A 17,031-nucleotide genomic window follows, 5' to 3' on the forward strand; every position below is an offset into this window, starting at 1 on the left:
GCCGCCGCCTCGGACGTGACTAGGCGCAACCCTCGGCCGGCGGCGCGGTCTCGGACAGCTTCAGACCCTCGATGCCGCCGAACCACTTCTGCAGCAGCTGCTTCATGGTGCCGTCGTCCCACAGCTTCTTCACCGCGGTGTTGACGGCCTCACAGGTCTTGGTGTCGCCCTTCTTCAGGCCGATGCCGTACTTCTCGTCCGTGAAGCCCTGGCCCAGCACCTTGAAGTTGCCGCCCGCCTGCTTGGCGAAGCCCGCCAGGATCAGGTCGTCGGTGGTGACCGCGTCGAGGTTGCTGCCGCCCAGCTTCTGCACGCACTCGGAGTAGTTGGCGGCATCGACCGTCGTCGCGTCGAGGTCGAGCTGGCCGTCCGGCGGCGGGTCGGTGATCCGCTTGTAGGAGTTGGAGCCCGCGGCCTTGCAGATCTTCTTGCCCTTGAGGTCCTGGGGCGTGTTGATCGAGGTGTCGTCCTTGCGCACCATCACGTCCTGGTGGGCGATGACGTACGGCCCGCCGAAGGTGACCTTCTTCTTGCGCTCCTCCGTGATGGAGTACGTGGCGACCACGAGGTCAACGGTGCCGTTGGCCAGGAACGGCTCGCGGTTGGACGACGCCGACTCCTTCCACGTGACCTTGACATCCTTGCCACCGGCCAGCTCCTTGAGCACGGCCTTGGCCACGTCGACGTCGAAGCCCTCGGGCTCGGCGCCCTTCTTCAAGCCCAGGCTCGGCTGGTCCCACTTGGTGCCGACGACGACCGTCCCGCCGTCCTTGACCTTGTCCGCCAGGCTGGCGTAGCTCTTGTCACCGCCTCCACAGGCGGCCAGACCGCCCACCATGGCTGCAAGCGAGAGCACCGCTCCGGTTCGACGCATGTGCATGTGTACCCACCTCAATAGTCAGTGCGTGAGAATCTTCGACAGGAAGTCACGCGCTCGGTCGGTCTGCGCGTTGGTGAAGAACTCGTCCGGGGTGTTCTCCTCCACGATCTGCCCGTCGGCCATGAACACCACCCGGTTGGCGGCCTTGCGGGCGAACCCCATCTCATGCGTGACGACCACCATCGTCATCCCGTCACGTGCCAGCCCGACCATGACGTCGAGCACCTCCTGGACCATCTCCGGGTCCAGAGCGGAGGTCGGCTCGTCGAACAGGATCATCTTCGGGTCCATCGCCAGCGCCCTGGCGATCGCCACCCGTTGCTGCTGCCCGCCGGACAGCTGCGCGGGGTACTTGTCCGCCTGGGCCGCGATCCCGACGCGCTCCAGCAGCTCCATCGCGCGCTTGTCCGCCGCGTCCTTGGCCACCTTGCGGACCTTGAGCGGCCCCAGGGTGACGTTCTCGCGGATGGTCTTGTGCGCGAAGAGATTGAACGACTGGAACACCATGCCGACCTCGGAGCGAAGGCGGGCCAGCGCCTTGCCCTCGGCCGGCAGGGGCTGACCGTCGAAGATGATCTGTCCGCTGTCTATCGTCTCCAGCCGGTTCATCGCCCGGCAGAGCGTTGACTTACCGCTACCCGACGGGCCGATCACCACGAGGACCTCGCCACGGGAGACGGTCAGGTTGATGTCCCTCAGGACGTGCAACGTCCCGAAGTGCTTGTCGACGTTCTCCAACTTGACCAGTGGAGTGACGTCCCCGTTCTCCGTCATGGGTCAAAACCTAGGGTGCGTTAGGACGCTGCGCACTAACCAGGTGGTACCGATCCGATCACATCATGCCGTCGAGCTGGACTTTTGGCCCCGTTCGGTATCTGGTGGCCCCACAACGACTACCCTAGAACCCGCCATGACTGTGACCCACGAGAGCCCCCGCACGTACGAGGTCCGCACGTACGGGTGCCAGATGAACGTGCACGACTCCGAGCGGCTCTCGGGCCTGCTGGAGGACGCGGGCTACGTGCGCGCGGCCGACGGCGACAGCGCCGACGTGGTCGTGTTCAACACGTGCGCCGTCCGCGAGAACGCCGACAACCGCCTGTACGGCAACCTCGGCCATCTCCGCCCCGCCAAGGTCGCCAACCCGCGCATGCAGATCGCCGTGGGCGGCTGCCTCGCGCAGAAGGACCAGGGCGAGATCGTCCGCAAGGCGCCCTGGGTGGACGTGGTGTTCGGCACCCACAACATCGGCTCGCTGCCGGTGCTGCTGGAGCGCGCCCGCGTCGCCGACGAGGCGCAGGTGGAGCTGAAGGAGTCGCTGGAGGTCTTCCCCTCGACGCTGCCCACCAAGCGCGAGTCGGCCTACGCCGCCTGGGTGGCCATCTCCGTCGGCTGCAACAACACGTGCACCTTCTGCATCGTGCCGTCGCTGCGCGGCAAGGAGAAGGACCGGCGTCCCGGCGACGTCCTCGCGGAGGTCGAGACCCTGGTCGGGCAGGGGGTGCTGGAGGTCACGCTGCTCGGCCAGAACGTCAACACCTACGGCGTCGAGTTCGGCGACCGGCTGGCGTTCGGCAAGCTGCTGCGGGCCTGCGGCACGATCGACGGGCTGGAGCGGGTCCGCTTCACCTCCCCGCACCCGGCCGCGTTCACCGACGACGTCATCGCCGCCATGGCCGAGACGCCCAACGTCATGCACCAGCTCCACATGCCGCTCCAGTCCGGCTCCGACCGGGTCCTGAAGGCGATGCGCCGCTCCTACCGCGCCGAGCGCTACCTCGGCATCATCGAGCGGGTCCGCGCCGCCATGCCGGACGCGGCCATCTCCACCGACATCATCGTCGGCTTCCCCGGCGAGACGGAGGAGGACTTCCAGGCCACCCTCGACGTCGTACGGCAGAGCCGCTTCGCCAACGCCTTCACCTTCCAGTACTCCATCCGCCCCGGCACCCCGGCGGCGACCATGGACGACCAGATCCCGAAGGAGGTCGTCCAGGAGCGCTACGAGCGGCTCGTCGCGCTGCAGGAGGAGATCTCCTGGGAGGAGAACAGGAAGCAGGTCGGCCGGACACTGGAGGTGCTGGTCGCCGAGGGCGAGGGCCGCAAGGACGACGCCACCCGGCGGCTGTCCGGCCGCGCCCCCGACAACCGGCTGGTCCACTTCGCGGCCGGCGAGGAGACGCCGCGGCCGGGCGACATGGTGACGGTCGAGGTCACCTACGCCGCGCCGCACCACCTGGTGGCCGACGGCGCGGTCCTCGGCCTGCGCCGCACCCGGGCCGGCGACGCGTGGGAGGCCCGCCAGGGCGCGGCGGCGGAGGCCGCCAAGGGCGTCATGCTGGGCATGCCGTCCATCGGGCGCCCGGCCGTCGCGCCGGCCGCCTCCGTCGGGGGCTGCCCGGCCTGAGCCGGGGTCACCGGCCGCCGAGGAGGCGGTAGCAGTAGTCCCGGCGGAAGTCGGGGAAGGTGGCGCACGGGTCCGGCGCGGGAAGCGGGTCGCCGGTGACGGCGCTCGCCGTTTCCGGCTCCTGCCGGCGGCGCTCGGCGGGCCCGGCCGGGACGTCCGGCTCGGCGGGCGCGGGAAGCGTACGGGGGTGTGGGGGCGCGGCCGGAGCGGGCGACGCGGCCACCCGCGCCGCGGGCGTCGAGGTCTCGCCTTGCGAGTCGTCCGTCTGCGGAGACGGGGACGGCACCGGCCCGGATGGGGCGGTCTCCTGGCGACTGTCCAGGGCCTCGGGGAGGGCGGTCCCCGGACGGGGGGCGGGAGCGGGCTGCCGGGGGGACTGCGCCGGCGTGACCCAGGGGGACATCACCGGCGGGAGTCCCAGCATGGGCGGCTGCGGTTGCGGCTGCGGTGCCCGGTCCCGGTGTCGGGCCGGCGGACGGACGGGTTCGAGCCAGCTGTCCGGGTCCAGAGGACCCGGGGCCCGGGCGAGCGCCGGGGTGGGGCCGGGCGCCTGTTCCGGCCGGCCGTTCCCCCAGCCGTTCGCCCAGCCGTTCGCCCAGTCCGTCGGCCAGCCGCCGGGCCTCGGCGCGCGGGCCCGGGGAGGCGCCGGAATGCTGGAGACAGCGGTAAGCCGGCTTTTCTGATCATTTGACGATGCGCTTTTCTGGACGGGCCGTGGCGTGCCGATGAATGCCAGCAGAACCCCCATTCCGGCGATCATGAGCACTCCGGCCACACTCGCCGCCGGCGCCATCCGGTCCTGACTACCTGCGCGAATGCACTCAAGGCGGGACAAGTCGTGATTCCTTTGTGATTGATGCTGTGAATGGTGCGCGAGCATTCCACTGATGCCGCTAGTGTGGTCCATCACCCGCGGAAGCCGGCGAGCTTTCCCGATACGACCGCAGGGAGTTGTGGCGCCATGCAAGATCCGAACGAGCCGGATCGCCAGGAGATCCTCGCAGGACCGGGCGACGACCCCAGACCGCCCAGGTCTGCTCGTACCACCCGTAGGAGCCGCAAGACCATCCTCATCGCCGCGTCCGCTCTCGTGGCGGTGCTCGGGGCGGGCGGCGTCGGGTTCGCCCTCGCGGGCGGCGGCTCACCGGCCACGCAGCAGAGCGGGCCCGCCCAGAAGGGCTCCCCGGAAGCCGACGCCGGCCTGGCGGGCGACGAGGAAGCCTCCATGGGCGACGCGGTCACGGACGACCCCGGCGACGGGGGCACGGCCGCGGACGCGGACGCGGACACCGCCACCACCGGCACCGACTCGGCCGCGGACCCCGGCGCCGACTCCGGCATCGACTCCGGTACGACGGACACGGGCGCGGCCGGCAAGGACAGCAAGGACAGCAAGACGGCCACGGGTTCGGCGAAGAAGCCCACGGACTCGCCGGCCAAGCCGGTGCAGAACCAGCCGGCCGACCCCTCCGACGGCGCCGCGGACGGCCCGGCCGGTCAGGTCGCGGGCCAGTGCGCCACGAGCGGCTGCTGACGCTTCCCCTCCCCGAACTGGTTCGGCCCTTCACGCTCCCAGTGGACCTGTGACCCGGTCCGCCGCCGCCCTAGGGTCGGCCCTATGACGAGCGACGAAGAGACCGTCGGCGACGACCGGCCGCCCGCCCCGGGGAAGGCCGCGACCCTGCTGCGGAGTCTGCACGTGCCGGGCGACCCGCTGGTCCTGCCGAACGCCTGGGACGCGGCCTCGGCGCGGGCCGTGGTCGAGGCCGGGTTCCCCGTGGTGGCCACGGGCAGCGCCGCCGTCGCGCCGGTCCTCGGGTACGAGGACGGCGAGGGGACGCCCGCCGCCGAGATGATGGCCGCGATCGGCCGCATCGCCAGGGCCGTCCCGGTCCCGGTCACCGCCGACGTCGAGCGGGGCTACGGCCTGCCGCCGGCCGAGCTGGTGGAGCGGCTGCTGGCCGCCGGGGCCGTGGGCTGCAACCTGGAGGACTCCGACCCGCGTACCGGCGAGCTGGTCGATCCGGGCAGACAGGCGGACTTCCTGGCCGGGGTGCGGGCCGCCGCCGGGCCGCGACTGGTGATCAACGCGCGGGTGGACACGTACCTCGCCGGCGACGGCACCCGTCAGGAGGCCGTGCGGCGCGCGCGGCGCTACCTCGACGCGGGCGCCGACTGCGTCTACCCGATCGGGGCGAACGACGAGAAGGAGATCGAGCGCCTGGTCGCGGAGGTCGGTGCGCCGGTCAACGTCCTGTTCCGGCCGGGCACCCCTCCTCTGTCCCGGCTCGCGGAGCTGGGCGTGGCCCGGGTCAGCTTCGGCCACGGGCTTCACGGGGCGGCGCACGCCTACACGAAGCGCCTCATCCAGGCCATCGCCGAGGGCCGCGACCCGTACGCGTGACCGCCCCCTGCGCTCTGTCCCGTGCCCAGGGGGGCGTACGGGTGGGCATACGCTGGGCGTGTGCTTGTCGCCGCGGCGGTCTGCCCGCATCCGCCCTTGATCGTCCCCGAGCTGGCCGGCGCGGCCGCCCACGAGCTGGACGGCCTGCGCGCGGCCTGCCGGGAGGCGCTCGCCGAGCTCGACGCCGCCGCCGCCGACCGGCTCGTCGTGGTGGGCGGAGCCGAGTCGGCCGGTTCGTACGGCGGCCGGTCGGCGGGGACCCTCCGGCCCTGGGGCGTGGACGTCACCGTGGGCGAGGGCGAGCCGGTGCTGCCGCTGTCGCTGACCATCGGCCGCCGGCTGCTGGGCGAGCGGCGGGCGGACGGGTTCGAGGCCGTGGCGTTCGACGCGGAGCCGGCCGCATGCCTGGCGCTGGGGGAGGCGCTGGCGCGGGAGGGCAGGGTGTCGCTGCTGGTCATGGCGGACGGCTCCGCCCGGCTGACCCCGAAGTCGCCGGGCTACCACGACCCGGCCGCCCAGCCGTACAACGACCTCGTCGTCCGGGCGGTGGCCGACGCCGACGCGGCGGCGCTCGCCCGGCTCGACCCGGGGGAGGCCGCGGAGCTGTGGGTGGCCGGGCGCGCCGCCCTCCAGGTCCTCGCGGGCGCGGCGGGCCGGGAAGGCTCCGGAGGGTTCAAGGGGCGGCTGCTGGCCGATGCGGCCCCCTACGGCGTCGGCTACTTCGTGGCCACCTGGACATGACCACGGCTGCCCCGGACCTGACCCTGGTCGCGGCGCCGCGCTCGCGCGCGCGGCGCTAGGTTGATGCGATGCCCCTCGTCGCGATCACCTACGCCCCGCACGTCGCCGAATCCACGCTGCGCGAGCTCGCGTCGGCGCTGCCGCACCTGGTGTCGAAGGCCGTGGAGTGCCCCGAGGAGCCCTATGACGGCGACCTGCGGCCCGGGGACGTGGACCTGAGGTTCCGGCCGTACGGCCCGCTGGACCGCGGCGGCCTGGACATCGTGATCGAGGTGCGGTCGAAGTGGTTCGAGAGCAGGGCCGCGAACCGTCAGGAACGCGTGGACCTGCTGCACGAGAGCATCGCCGCCGCTACCGGGCTGGACGACTTCGGCGTCTACCTCTCGCTCCCCGTGGCCGCCTGGTCGCAGGGCGGCTGACCGGCGCACCGGTGAGGGTCCGCCGTCACCGGACGGTCAGGTGGCGGGGGCGGCGGGGGACGGGGACGGTCGTCAGGTCACGGGCGAGGACGACGTCGCCGTCGTAGTGGCGGCGCGCCTCGGCGAGGAAGACCGGCTCGTCGGCGAAGCCGTACCGCTCCGAGAAGTGGGTGAGGACCAGGCAGCGGGCGCCCGCGCGGGCGGCGACGAGCCCGGCCTGCTCGGCGGTGAGGTGGCCGTACTCCCGCGCGAGCGACTCCTCGGCCGACAGGAACGTGGACTCGACGACGAGCAGGTCGGTGCGGTCGGCCAGCTCGAAGACGGCGTCGCACAGGCGGGTGTCCATGATGAAGGCGAAGCTCTGGCCCGGCCGGACGACGCTGCACTCGTCGAGGGTGACGCCGCGGACCGACCCGGTGCGCTGCAGCTCGCCGATCTCCGCGCCGCGGATGCCGTGGGCGGCCAGCCGGTCGGGCAGCATGCGCCGGCCGGTGGGCTCCTGGAGGCGGTAGCCGTAGGACTCGACGGGGTGCGACAGGCGGCGGGCGGTGAGCTGCCCCAGGACGGCGTGGTCGCCGTCGAGGGGGTGCTCGGCGATGACGTCGGTGTCGGCGAAGGCGGCGGCGTGACGCAGTCGCTGCCAGTAGGTACGTCCGGAGGCCGGGAACAGGGCCCGTACCGGGTGGCGCACCTTGTCGCGGGCGATGCGCTGGACGACGCCGGGCACGCCGAGGCAGTGGTCGCCGTGGAAGTGGGTCAGGCACAGCCAGTGCACGTCGCTCGCGCTCAGCCCGGCGTACGCCATCTGCCGCTGCGTGCCCTCGCCCGGGTCGAACAGGTAGCCCTGACCGTCCCATCGCAGAAAGTACCCATTGTGGTTACGGTGGCGGGTAGGCACGGCGCTGGAGGTGCCGAGGACTACGAGCTCGCGGTTTGACACGAGCGTGATGCTAGACGCTCGATGCGGCTATGTGGCGATTCCTGCCCCAAGCGACGCGGCATCCGTCAGGCCGTGGTGAGCGAGTGCTTGATCAGGGATCCGTCGGCTCAGCTCGTCCATGGTGTAACGGCCACTGCGCAGCACCGCGTCGACGTCGACGAAGTCACGGACTTCGGCCTGGCTGTAGAGAGCGGCCACCTTGTTCGCGACAGCGTCGTCCTGGTGCAGAACAGGGCCGATCTCCAAACGGACCGGTGGATGGGCGCGCCAGTCGACTGCCATTTCGACCTTCGCGGAACGCCCCACATCGTCCATGACCAAAAGGCGGGCGAAGCCGGGACAACCCGATCTTGGTTGCCCGTACGTGTAGAGGGTCCATGGTGGCTACGCGGCCCGCACCAGATGACGGAAGCGGGCTTCCCATGTCTGCCTCGCCAGGACGGGGAGGAAAAGGCGCGGCCAGACGCGGATCAGGATTGAAGCGTTCAGGTAGGTACGTAGGTCGTCGATGTGAGCCGCCTCACGGATGACACGCTCGTACATGAGGCCCAGTTGGGCATCGTCATCCAGGTCGTGAACCCGCTGCTCCGACCAGTCGAGGTGGGTGGGCAGCTCCGCCACGCCGGCGACCGGCCCGACCAGCTCGTCGAGACGAGCGGGAACGAGATACGACCGGCGGCTTGCGTATCGAGACCGAGAATCCACACCTACGGTCTGCCCATTTCGAGACACCTCCGCAGCTCATCACCGGCTCGTCCGTTGGTGTAACTCGAAAGAAATTTCTACCCATTGTGGTTACGGTGACGGGTAGGCACGGCGCTGGAGGTGCCGAGCACCACGAGTTCACGCGAGGACATGATGACCACAGTGGCGTTCGCCGAGGTGTCGACCCCGGTGGGGACGCTGGTGCCCGCCGTCACCGAGGAGGGGCTCGTCGCCCTCGGTTGGGGCGGGGCCATGGCGGCGCACGAGCGCCTGGGGCCCGGCCTGGCTGAGGTTCATGACCCGGATCGTACGGCCTTGGTGGTCTCCGAGCTGAACGCTTATTTCGCCGGAGAGCTCCGGGTCTTCGAGACCCCGATCGACTGGCGGCTGACCTCGGGCGCGCGGCGGGTGGTGCTCCAGGCGCTCCACCGGGTGCCCTACGGCACGGCCGTGACGTACGGGGAGCTGGCCGCGCGCAGCGGTTCGGCCGTGCCGGCCCGCGGGATCGGCTCCATCATGGGCTCCAACCCGATCCCGATCGTGGTGCCCTGCCACCGCGTGATCGCGGGCAACGGGCTGGGCGGGTTCAGCGGCGGCGAGGGCGTGGAGACGAAGCGCCGGCTGCTGACCCACGAGGGCTATCTGCAGCCGATGCTGCTGGACCTCTAGCCCGCTCCGCCGGCTCGGCCGTCCCGGGGCCGAGGGTCAGCCCTCGGTGCCCTCGGCGGGGCCGTCCTGGTCGCCCATGTCCTGGCCGGGGCCCGCGGTGGTGCCCCCGGGGCCGCTCGTGGTGCCGCCGGTGGGGCCGCTCGTGGTGCCGCCCGCCGCGTCGGCCGGGCGGTCGCGCAGGCCCTCCATCGGATCGCCCTGCGGTGGTACCTGGTGGTGCTTGCCGTGCGCCCCGAACATGTCCTTGATCTTCTCGATGATGGACATCTGATCCCCCGATCAGTGATCCCCCGGACGGTGCCGGGGGCCGTCGGTCATCCCATACCCCGACAGTTGACACACTTATCGGTGTGCGCCAGCAGCCAGTCATCGCCGTCGTCGGTCCTACGGCCGCCGGGAAGTCCGACCTCGCCGTGGACATCGCCCTGCGGTTGGGGGGCGAATGCGTCAACGCCGACTCCATGCAGCTCTACCGGGGCATGGACATCGGCACGGCCAAGCTGACTCCTGAGGAGTGGCGCGGCGTCCCCCACCATCTGCTGGACATCTGGGACGTCACGGTCACGGCGAGCGTCGCCGAGTACCAGAAGCTGGCCAGGGCGCTGCTCGACGCGCTGGCGGTGCCCGTGCTGGTCGGCGGCAGCGGCCTCTACGTGCGGGCGGCCGTCGACGACCTGGAGTTCCCCGGCACCGACCCGGTGATCAGGGCCCGCCTGGAGGCGGAGCTGGCCGAGACGGGCCCGGCGCCGCTGTACGAGCGGCTGACGCGCGAGGACCCGGTCGCCGCCGCGGCGATCCTGCCCAGCAACGGCCGTCGCATCGTGCGCGCGCTGGAGGTGATCGAGCACTCCGGCCGGCCGTTCTCGGCGACCATGCCGTCCTACGAGGGGGTCTACCCCTGCGTGCAGATCGGGCTGGAGGTGCCGAGGCCCGAGCTGGACGAGCGGATCGCCCTGCGGGTGGAGCGCATGTGGGCGGCCGGCCTGGTGGAGGAGGTGCGGGGCCTGCTCGACCGGGGGCTCGCGCGGGGCCGCACGGCGAGCCGCGCCCTCGGGTACGCCCAGGTGCTGCGCTTCCTGGAGGGGGAGTGGACGGAGGAGCAGGCGTTCGCCGAGACGGTCCGGGCCACCAGGCGCTTCGCCCGCCGCCAGGAGTCGTGGTTCCGCCGTGACCCGCGGGTCCACTGGCTGCCGTACGACGCACCCGACCTGCTCGACCGCTCCCTGTCGCTCATCGCGGGCGGCGCCACGGCCTGAGAGCCCGCACCCACGGAATCTCGTCCGTGACACCTGTCATCCGAACGCGCCTCCCAGGCGGTAGTCATCGCCGGAGACGACGATACGGAGAAGGTGGATGGACGAAGAGTTCGCCGCATACGTGGCACAGCGGCACTTACGGCTGTGCCGTATGGCCTACCTCCTCGCCCGGGACTGGGGCACGGCCGAGGACCTGGTGCAGACGGCACTGGCGAAGGCGTGGGTCGCCTGGCGGCGGATCGAGGGCAACCCCGATCCGTACGTCTATCGCATCATCGTGAACACCCACGCCTCATGGTGGCGCCGGCGCTGGCGCCGCGAGGTCCCGGCCGAGAGCGTCCCCGAGACGGCCGACACCCGTGACCGGGCCGCCGAGGTGGACGACCGGACGGCGCTGTGGAGCGCGATCGGCACCCTCTCCCCACGCCAGCGCGCGGTGATCGTCCTGCACTACTTCGAGGGACGGACGCTCACCCAGGTCGCCGACATCGTCGGCTGCTCACTCGGAGCGGTGAAGAGCCAGCTGAGCCGGGCCCTCACCCGTCTCCGCGTCGATCCGGACATTCAGACCATGAACCTGGAGAGGGTCCAGCGATGAGGCACACCGAGAGCGACCTGCGCGACTTCCTGGCCGAGCACGCCCGGCACCGGACCGGCGGCGAGCCGTCCCCCCATCTCGACGCGATCGTACGGCGGGGCCGCCGCATGCGGCGTACCCGGCGGGCGGCGACGGCCCTGACGGCGACGGCGCTGGCCGTCACCGCCGCGGGACTGGTGAACGGCCTGGTGGCGGGGCCACCCCGGGCGCAGCATGCGGCGGTCGCGCAGCGTCCTGTGGACAAGGCCCAGGTCGAGACGGGCCCGGAGCTGCCCGGGGAGTTCCACGTGATGCTGGGGGCCGAGGAGTACGACCTCCCCCTCCTCCACTCCGAGCGGTTCGCGACGACGGGCGTCGGCCGGACGGTGACCTTCGCTCCGACCAGCTTCTCCACCGGGTACAAGGTCGTCTGCGACGATCCTGGGGCTTGGGTGGTCACGGTGCTTCCGCTCAAGGGCGGTGAGACGGGCGGTACGGCCGGGCGGTGCACGGGAAGAGGGGGCGGGCACCACGACGAGCTCTCGGCGCCCTCCGGCTGGCTGAAGGGTCCGCAGTCCCTGCAGGTCTGGGTCTTCCCGGCTGACGCTCCGGTGCGGGAGGCGGCGAAGGCTCTCACAGACTGCAGGCCGGCCCCCAAGTCCAGGTCGAAGGGCTGTGACGACGAGTCGGCCCAGGCCCGGGCGCTGATGCGCCCCGGCGTGCGCGAACGGCTGTCCGCCCTGGTCGGCGAGCGGCCGGGCAGGTGGGCCGTCGGCGTCTATGACCGGCCCGCCGGAGCCACGCCTTCATCAAGCGCCGAACCTGGACCGAGGGGCGAACCTTCGGCGCAGCCCGAGACCTCGGCACAGGTCGCGACTCCGTCGGACGGCGCCTTCGGCCCCGAACTCGGCGCCAGGACGCCCTGACGACAGGGCGCGACGGGCGCGGGCGGGTCCAGCCGCGCCGCCGCGCCTCCCGCTGAACAGCTGGTCCCCGGGCTGGGCATAAAATTGCTCAATGCGCTTTCTCAAGGGGCACGGCACCGAGAACGACTTCGTCATCCTGCCCGATCACGACGGCGAGCTGGACCTGCCGGCCTCGCTCGTGGCGACCATCTGTGACAGGCGCGCCGGCATCGGCGCCGACGGCGTGCTCCGCGTGGTCCGGACCAAGCTCAGCCCGGAGGTGTCCGACCTGGCGGGCGAGGCCGAGTGGTTCATGGACTACCGCAACGCCGACGGCCACGCGGCCGAGATGTGCGGCAACGGCACGCGCGTCTTCGCCCGCTACCTCGTCGACGCCGGCCTGGCCGAGCCGGGCGAGTTCGCCGTCGCGACCAGGGGCGGGGTCCGGAGGGTGGCCCTCGACGTCTCCGGGGACGTGACGGTCGACATGGGCCTGCCCGTCGTGCACGGCCGCAGCGTCGCCACCGTGGCGGGCCAGGAGTTCGAGGGCCTGCACATCGACATGGGCAACCCGCACCTGGCCTGCGCCACCGGCGAGCCGGTGGTCCAGCTCGACCTCAGCCACCAGCCGGCCTTCGACACGTCGATCTTCCCCGGCGGCGTCAACATCGAGCTGTTCAACCCGGTGGGCCCGGCGCGCGCGGTCATGCGCGTGTACGAGCGCGGCTCGGCCGAGACCCGCTCGTGCGGCACCGGCGCGGTCGCGACGGCCGTGGCGGCGGCGGCGCTGAGCGGCGACATCACCGGCACCTGGACCGTCGAGGTGCCGGGTGGCACGCTGACCGTCACGCTGGGCGTCGAGACGAGCTACCTGGCGGGCCCGGCGGTCATCGTCGCGGCGGGGGAGCTGATGCTTGCAGAATGATGTTCTCCTGAGGGATGCTCGGTTCACTTTTCGAACCGAGAGGGGTGGACCATGGCGGATCCACGTACCACCGCGCGGCTGGTGAAGGGACCCATCGGTCAGTACGGCGGCGGCTTCATGGTCTCGCGCGAGGCCAAGGCGCTGTGCGAGAAGCTCGGCCTGGGCGCCCGCGAGCTGTACTTCCGAGGGCGCTGCGGGGTGCTCGGCGAGTGCGCGGCCGACGTCGTCGCCTCGGTCGCCGTGTTCTTCCCGCGCGCCCACGTCGAGGAGAGCTGGAACAGCGGGCGCCGGCTGCCCGTCGGCGAGGCCGTCGCGCTCTACGCCGGCGCGTGCCACGCCTGGGGGCGGCGCCGGCTCGGCGACCACGACGGCTGCGGCCGGATCGCCGAGCTGCTCGAACGGGTCGTCGAGCACGCCCCCGCGCCCGGGGCGCCGCTGTTCGCCGGATGGCGGGCCGTGCCCCTGCCGGACGATCCGCCCGCGCGGGCCGCGCACCTCATGCACGTCGTCCGCGAGCTGCGCGGCGGCCTGCACGCCAACGCGGTGATCGCGGCGGGCATGGACCCCCTCGACGCGATGCTCGCCGCCGGGCACGACGGATCGCCGTTCGGCCAGGTGACCGGTGAGGCGATGGCCGCGTTCTTCCAGTGGCCGGAGCCGTATCCGCAGCCGGGGCCGGAGCTCGTCGCGCGCCGAGCGGCCGTGGAGGACACGACGGACGATCTCCTGGCACCGGTTTTTTCCGTGCTGAACAGTGACGAATCGGACGAGCTCATCGAGCTTCTGCGTTTTGGGCAGGCTCGTTGACCTGGCAGACTGGCTTGCCATGGACGTGGACATCTGGGCCTGGGTCGGCGATACCCAGCAGCAGCTTTCTGAGGCGGGCAACGTGGGCCTCGCCATGGCGCTGGGAGACCTCCCCGCACAGGCCTACGAGGGCCGGTACCCGCAGCTCGACGTCATGGCTCCGGCCATCGCGCAGCAGGCGGAGACCCTGGAGTTGCCCTGGCTGGAGTTCTACGCCCGCTACTGGCACCTGATCGGCCGCGTGGGCGACCGCGCCCAGGGCGCGGTCGCGGTCGGCGACGCCGAGCAGCTTCTCGCGTTCGCCGAGCGCGAAGACGTCCGCGACTGTCCGGCGGCCCCGGCGGCCGTCGAGGCGCTCGCGCTCGCCTGGGCCAACGCCGACGGCCCCGGCTACGCGCCCCAGCGCCTGGAGAAGCTCGGCGCGGCCATCGAGGCCGCCGACCCGGCCGGCCCGGTCTACACCGGGCTGGTCACGCAGTACGTCTCGGCCCTCACCGACGCGGGCCGGGCGGGCGAGGCCGTCTCCTACGCCGAGGCCGCCGTCGAGCGGCTGAGCGCCGCCGGCCGCCAGGCGACCTGGGAGCTGGGCGCGGAGAGCGCCCGCGCGCTGCTCGCCGCCGGCCGCGCCGAGGACGCGCTGAACGCGCTCCAGGCCGCCGCCGACTTCCAGGCCGACGACCCGGTGGCCAAGCCCCACCGCGACGGTGTGCGCCGCGCGCTCATCCTGGCCACGCTGGGTCGCGTCGCCGAGGCCGTCGACGCGCTGCCCGACCTCGACGTGGTGGGCGAGCACCCGGGCGACTGGGTCGAGTGGACCCGCGCCGTCAGCCTGCTGGCCGGCTCCTCCCAGATCACCAACACCTGGCAGCTCGGCCGGGTGATCCGCCAGTGGATCGACTACTTCGGCATGATGGGCGGCTACCGCTCCCGCGTCGAGCTGGCCCTGATCGCCGGCGACCTGGCCATCGCCCGGCAGGGCGTGTGGCAGGCCCGGCTGCTGGCCGGCCTCGCCGAGTCCGGCACGGTCGAGCTGCGCGACAGCACCGGCCTGGCCGAGCGGATCGCGGCCCTGCGCGCCGCCGCCGACGCGACCCCCGAGCCGCCCGCGCCGGGCCCCGTCGCCGAGCGCGTCGCCTACTTCGACGCCGCCGACGGCCACAACGCCGACCCCGAGCGCTGGGCCGGCTGGCTCTCGCCGCTGTCCGGCCAGGACCTCGAGACCACCCGCCGGCACGCCACCACGCTCGGCTACCTCGGCTACCCCGCCACGGGCGCCGACATCTACTGGAAGCTGCTCGTCGACGAGGGCGACGTCGCGACCGCCGACGCCGATGACATCGCCTACCTGACCACGCTGCTCGTCGAGGCCCGCCAGGACGAGCGGCTGGAGCAGATGGCCGCGATGCTCCCGCACGACCAGCAGCAGCTCACGCTGGCCCGCCTGCACATGGCCCGCGAGCGCTGGCCGGAGGCGCTGGAGGCCGCCGAGCACGCCGTCGCGGCCGGCTCGGGCATCGAGGGCCGCCGGATCGTCGCCGCCGCCGCCCAGCAGCTCGACGACAACGCCAAGGGCGCCCAGGCGCTGCTCGCCATCCTCGACGAGCTCACCGAGGAGGACACCTGGCGCATGGTCGTCATGGCCACCTCCGCCGAGGACTGGGACACCGTCCGCAAGGGCGCGGCCAAGATCGGCATGCCGATCAAGACGACCACGGGGCCGATCGAGGAGGAGATGGGCCTCATCCGGGTCATCCTCCCCGCGCCCGACGGCGGCCAGCGGCAGGTGCTGTCCATCCGCACCGGCCCGGCCACCGCCCGGCTCGCCCTGCCGCAGCCGCGCGGCATGGACTACAACGCGGGCGACCTCGTGGTGTTCGACCCGCAGCTGCTGGAGCCGGTCCCGGACGACCCCCAGGAGGCGCAGAACTTCGTGCCCCCGTTCGCGGCGGTGCGCATCCTGCGGCCCGGCGGCTACACCAGCTACTTCTTCGACGGCGCCGCGCCGAGCGAGGAGGACTGGGCGGAGTTCACCGAGGTCATGGCCGAGCGCGGCTGGCCGATGTGGGTCTACAGCGACGACAACTACACGATCACCCACCCCACCAGCGGCGAGCCGCTGCCCGGCGTCTTCGGCTGGGTGGCGGTCCCGCCCGGTGTGTCGGCGGTCGAGGTCGACGCCCTGCTCGACGACGCCACCGAGCGCTGGTCGCACCCGCTGGCCTGGCTCGACCTGGCGCGCGAGGTCGACGTCGAGGTGGAGCGGCACGAGCGCATCGTGAAGGAGTACGGCCTCTAGCCGAGGTCACGCGGTCTCGGGTGCCCGCGCACGGGCGCCCGGGTCGTGGTCGCGGGTCGGGTGGTCCGGTGAGGGTGATCCGCCGGGGCGTGGGAATGGATCACCTGGTAACTTGCGCTCCGGATCGGAGAACGGCCCGCGACGCGCCCCGGGCCCTCCCCGATGCCGTGAAACCTCGCGCGGGGGGCACTGCCCGCGCGACAGACGTGGAGGGGACGATGCAGGACATCGACAGGCTGGCCGCGGTCATCCGGGACGAGCGCCCGTGGGGCGGCTTCGAGCGGTTCACGCTCAACGAGCCGTCCACCGTGAAGATCATCGAAGTCCTGCCCGGGGAGCGGCTCAGCCTCCAGCGGCACGAGCACCGCGACGAGCTGTGGGTGGCGCTCGACCCGGGCAGCGTGTTCGAGGTCGACGGCAAGCGCCTGGAGCCCGAGGTGGGCGAGCGCATCCTGATCCGGCGCGGCCAGACCCACCGGCTGAGCTCGTCCGGCCCGGCCACGCGCATCCTGGAGATCGCGTTCGGCCACTTCGACGAGGACGACATCGAGCGTCTCGAGGACTCCTACGGCCGCTCCTGACGTCCCGCAGCGGCCGGCGGCCTTTGTTCGGCGAGCCATCGTCGCCGGCTGATCCGGCGCTTGCCGCGTAATAAGAACCCAGAGGACGCATGGTGGGCCGGCCGCGTCTGGTGATCCACGGAGCCGGCATCGTCGGCTGTGCCCTGGCCGACGAGCTCACCGAACGCGGCCGGACCGACGTCACCGTCGTCGAGCAGCGCCCGCTCCACGCCACCGGGGGCTCCGGCTCCCACGCCCCCGGCCCGGTCTTCCGGACCGACCCGTCGAAGGCCATGACGAAGTTCGCCGCGTACACGGTCCGCGAGTACGGAGGGCTGACCCCCGGCGGGCGGCCCTGCTTCGACCGGGTCGGCTGACTGGACGTGGCCACCACCCCCGAGCGCCGGGCCGAGGCGTGAGGGGTCCAGGCCGAGCTGGTCGACCCGGCGCGGTCCGCGCGGCTGTGGCCGTCGCTCGACGCGGGCCGGGCCCTGGGCGTTCTCCATGTGCCGCGCGACGAGCCGGCGGCGGTGGCGTGCG

21 protein-coding genes are annotated in these 17,031 nt (G+C 72.4%); 14 read left to right on the forward strand and 7 right to left on the reverse strand.

Features of this window, described 5'->3' with window-relative positions; translation table 11 throughout:
- Window positions 1-19: 19 nt before the first annotated feature.
- A complete protein-coding gene (locus tag ABZS51_RS28085) occupies window positions 20-880 on the reverse strand; it encodes a glutamate ABC transporter substrate-binding protein (protein ID WP_355446941.1) in 861 nt (286 codons plus the stop codon).
- An 18-nt stretch (window positions 881-898) separates the two neighbouring features.
- Window positions 899-1,627 carry an amino acid ABC transporter ATP-binding protein gene (locus ABZS51_RS28090; protein ID WP_355446998.1) on the reverse strand — a complete coding sequence of 243 codons (729 nt, stop codon included), beginning with the start codon at window positions 1,625-1,627 and terminating at the stop codon, window positions 899-901.
- A 163-nt stretch (window positions 1,628-1,790) separates the two neighbouring features.
- Here ABZS51_RS28090 and miaB point away from each other — a divergent pair, with 163 nt between their 5' ends.
- A complete protein-coding gene (gene miaB, locus ABZS51_RS28095; protein WP_355446944.1) occupies window positions 1,791-3,287 on the forward strand; it encodes a tRNA (N6-isopentenyl adenosine(37)-C2)-methylthiotransferase MiaB in 1,497 nt (498 codons plus the stop codon).
- Between the two features lie 7 nt (window positions 3,288-3,294).
- On the opposite strand, the gene ABZS51_RS28100 is transcribed toward miaB, so the two are convergent.
- Complete coding sequence (locus ABZS51_RS28100) at window positions 3,295-3,573, reverse strand: hypothetical protein (RefSeq protein WP_355446947.1); 279 nt, start codon at window positions 3,571-3,573, stop codon at window positions 3,295-3,297.
- Between the two features lie 675 nt (window positions 3,574-4,248).
- Here ABZS51_RS28100 and ABZS51_RS28105 point away from each other — a divergent pair.
- The 4 genes from ABZS51_RS28105 (at window position 4,249) to ABZS51_RS28120 (ending at window position 6,851) form a co-directional block, all read left to right on the forward strand.
- Complete coding sequence (locus ABZS51_RS28105) at window positions 4,249-4,821, forward strand: hypothetical protein (RefSeq protein WP_355446950.1); 573 nt, start codon at window positions 4,249-4,251, stop codon at window positions 4,819-4,821.
- 84 nt (window positions 4,822-4,905) lie between these two features.
- Window positions 4,906-5,691: an isocitrate lyase/phosphoenolpyruvate mutase family protein gene (locus ABZS51_RS28110; RefSeq protein ID WP_355446953.1), complete on the forward strand. Its 786-nt coding sequence runs from the start codon at window positions 4,906-4,908 to the stop codon at window positions 5,689-5,691.
- Window positions 5,692-5,751: 60 nt separating this feature from the next.
- A complete protein-coding gene (locus ABZS51_RS28115; RefSeq protein ID WP_355446956.1) occupies window positions 5,752-6,432 on the forward strand; it encodes a hypothetical protein in 681 nt (226 codons plus the stop codon).
- Between the two features lie 68 nt (window positions 6,433-6,500).
- Window positions 6,501-6,851 (forward strand): hypothetical protein, encoded by a 351-nt coding sequence (locus tag ABZS51_RS28120; protein ID WP_355446959.1) that lies wholly within the window; start codon window positions 6,501-6,503, stop codon window positions 6,849-6,851.
- A 25-nt stretch (window positions 6,852-6,876) separates the two neighbouring features.
- On the opposite strand, the gene ABZS51_RS28125 is transcribed toward ABZS51_RS28120, so the two are convergent.
- The 3 genes from ABZS51_RS28125 to ABZS51_RS28135 form a co-directional block, all read right to left on the reverse strand.
- Complete coding sequence (locus tag ABZS51_RS28125; RefSeq protein WP_355446962.1) at window positions 6,877-7,791, reverse strand: ribonuclease Z; 915 nt, start codon at window positions 7,789-7,791, stop codon at window positions 6,877-6,879.
- 27 nt (window positions 7,792-7,818) lie between these two features.
- Window positions 7,819-8,106 carry a hypothetical protein gene (locus ABZS51_RS28130; RefSeq protein WP_355446965.1) on the reverse strand — a complete coding sequence of 96 codons (288 nt, stop codon included), beginning with the start codon at window positions 8,104-8,106 and terminating at the stop codon, window positions 7,819-7,821.
- A gap of 69 nt (window positions 8,107-8,175) precedes the next feature.
- Entirely contained in the window at window positions 8,176-8,412 is a 237-nt protein-coding gene (locus ABZS51_RS28135; protein ID WP_355446967.1) for a hypothetical protein, read from the reverse strand.
- Between the two features lie 234 nt (window positions 8,413-8,646).
- Here ABZS51_RS28135 and ABZS51_RS28140 point away from each other — a divergent pair, with 234 nt between their 5' ends.
- Window positions 8,647-9,165: a methylated-DNA--[protein]-cysteine S-methyltransferase gene (locus tag ABZS51_RS28140; RefSeq protein ID WP_355446970.1), complete on the forward strand. Its 519-nt coding sequence runs from the start codon at window positions 8,647-8,649 to the stop codon at window positions 9,163-9,165.
- Between the two features lie 36 nt (window positions 9,166-9,201).
- Here ABZS51_RS28140 and ABZS51_RS28145 read toward each other — a convergent pair whose 3' ends face one another.
- Window positions 9,202-9,432 (reverse strand): hypothetical protein, encoded by a 231-nt coding sequence (locus ABZS51_RS28145; RefSeq protein WP_355446972.1) that lies wholly within the window; start codon window positions 9,430-9,432, stop codon window positions 9,202-9,204.
- A gap of 83 nt (window positions 9,433-9,515) precedes the next feature.
- Between ABZS51_RS28145 and miaA the strand changes: the two genes are divergently transcribed.
- The 8 genes from miaA (at window position 9,516) to ABZS51_RS28185 (ending at window position 16,868) form a co-directional block, all read left to right on the forward strand.
- Window positions 9,516-10,421, forward strand: a complete 906-nt coding sequence (miaA, locus tag ABZS51_RS28150; protein WP_355446975.1) for a tRNA (adenosine(37)-N6)-dimethylallyltransferase MiaA — start codon at window positions 9,516-9,518, stop codon at window positions 10,419-10,421.
- Window positions 10,422-10,518: 97 nt separating this feature from the next.
- Window positions 10,519-11,019 carry a SigE family RNA polymerase sigma factor gene (locus tag ABZS51_RS28155; RefSeq protein ID WP_355446978.1) on the forward strand — a complete coding sequence of 167 codons (501 nt, stop codon included), beginning with the start codon at window positions 10,519-10,521 and terminating at the stop codon, window positions 11,017-11,019.
- Window positions 11,016-11,924 carry a hypothetical protein gene (locus tag ABZS51_RS28160; RefSeq protein ID WP_355446981.1) on the forward strand — a complete coding sequence of 303 codons (909 nt, stop codon included), beginning with the start codon at window positions 11,016-11,018 and terminating at the stop codon, window positions 11,922-11,924. The genes ABZS51_RS28155 and ABZS51_RS28160 overlap by 4 nt, the downstream gene beginning before the upstream one ends.
- A 91-nt stretch (window positions 11,925-12,015) precedes the next feature.
- Window positions 12,016-12,828 carry a diaminopimelate epimerase gene (dapF, locus tag ABZS51_RS28165; RefSeq protein WP_310710434.1) on the forward strand — a complete coding sequence of 271 codons (813 nt, stop codon included), beginning with the start codon at window positions 12,016-12,018 and terminating at the stop codon, window positions 12,826-12,828.
- A 51-nt stretch (window positions 12,829-12,879) separates the two neighbouring features.
- Complete coding sequence (locus tag ABZS51_RS28170; protein WP_355446984.1) at window positions 12,880-13,635, forward strand: hypothetical protein; 756 nt, start codon at window positions 12,880-12,882, stop codon at window positions 13,633-13,635.
- Window positions 13,636-13,654: 19 nt separating this feature from the next.
- Window positions 13,655-15,931, forward strand: a complete 2,277-nt coding sequence (locus ABZS51_RS28175) for a tetratricopeptide repeat protein (RefSeq protein ID WP_355446987.1) — start codon at window positions 13,655-13,657, stop codon at window positions 15,929-15,931.
- A gap of 218 nt (window positions 15,932-16,149) precedes the next feature.
- Window positions 16,150-16,512 carry a phosphomannose isomerase type II C-terminal cupin domain gene (locus tag ABZS51_RS28180; protein ID WP_310710431.1) on the forward strand — a complete coding sequence of 121 codons (363 nt, stop codon included), beginning with the start codon at window positions 16,150-16,152 and terminating at the stop codon, window positions 16,510-16,512.
- Between the two features lie 92 nt (window positions 16,513-16,604).
- The gene (locus tag ABZS51_RS28185) at window positions 16,605-16,868 is read left to right on the forward strand and encodes an FAD-dependent oxidoreductase (RefSeq protein WP_355446992.1); all 264 of its coding nucleotides are present in this window, start codon (window positions 16,605-16,607) and stop codon (window positions 16,866-16,868) included.
- Window positions 16,869-17,031 lie beyond the last annotated feature (163 nt).

It is taken from the genome of Nonomuraea sp. NPDC005501 (assembly GCF_040605905.1).
Taxonomy (GTDB): Bacteria; Actinomycetota; Actinomycetes; order Streptosporangiales; family Streptosporangiaceae; genus Nonomuraea.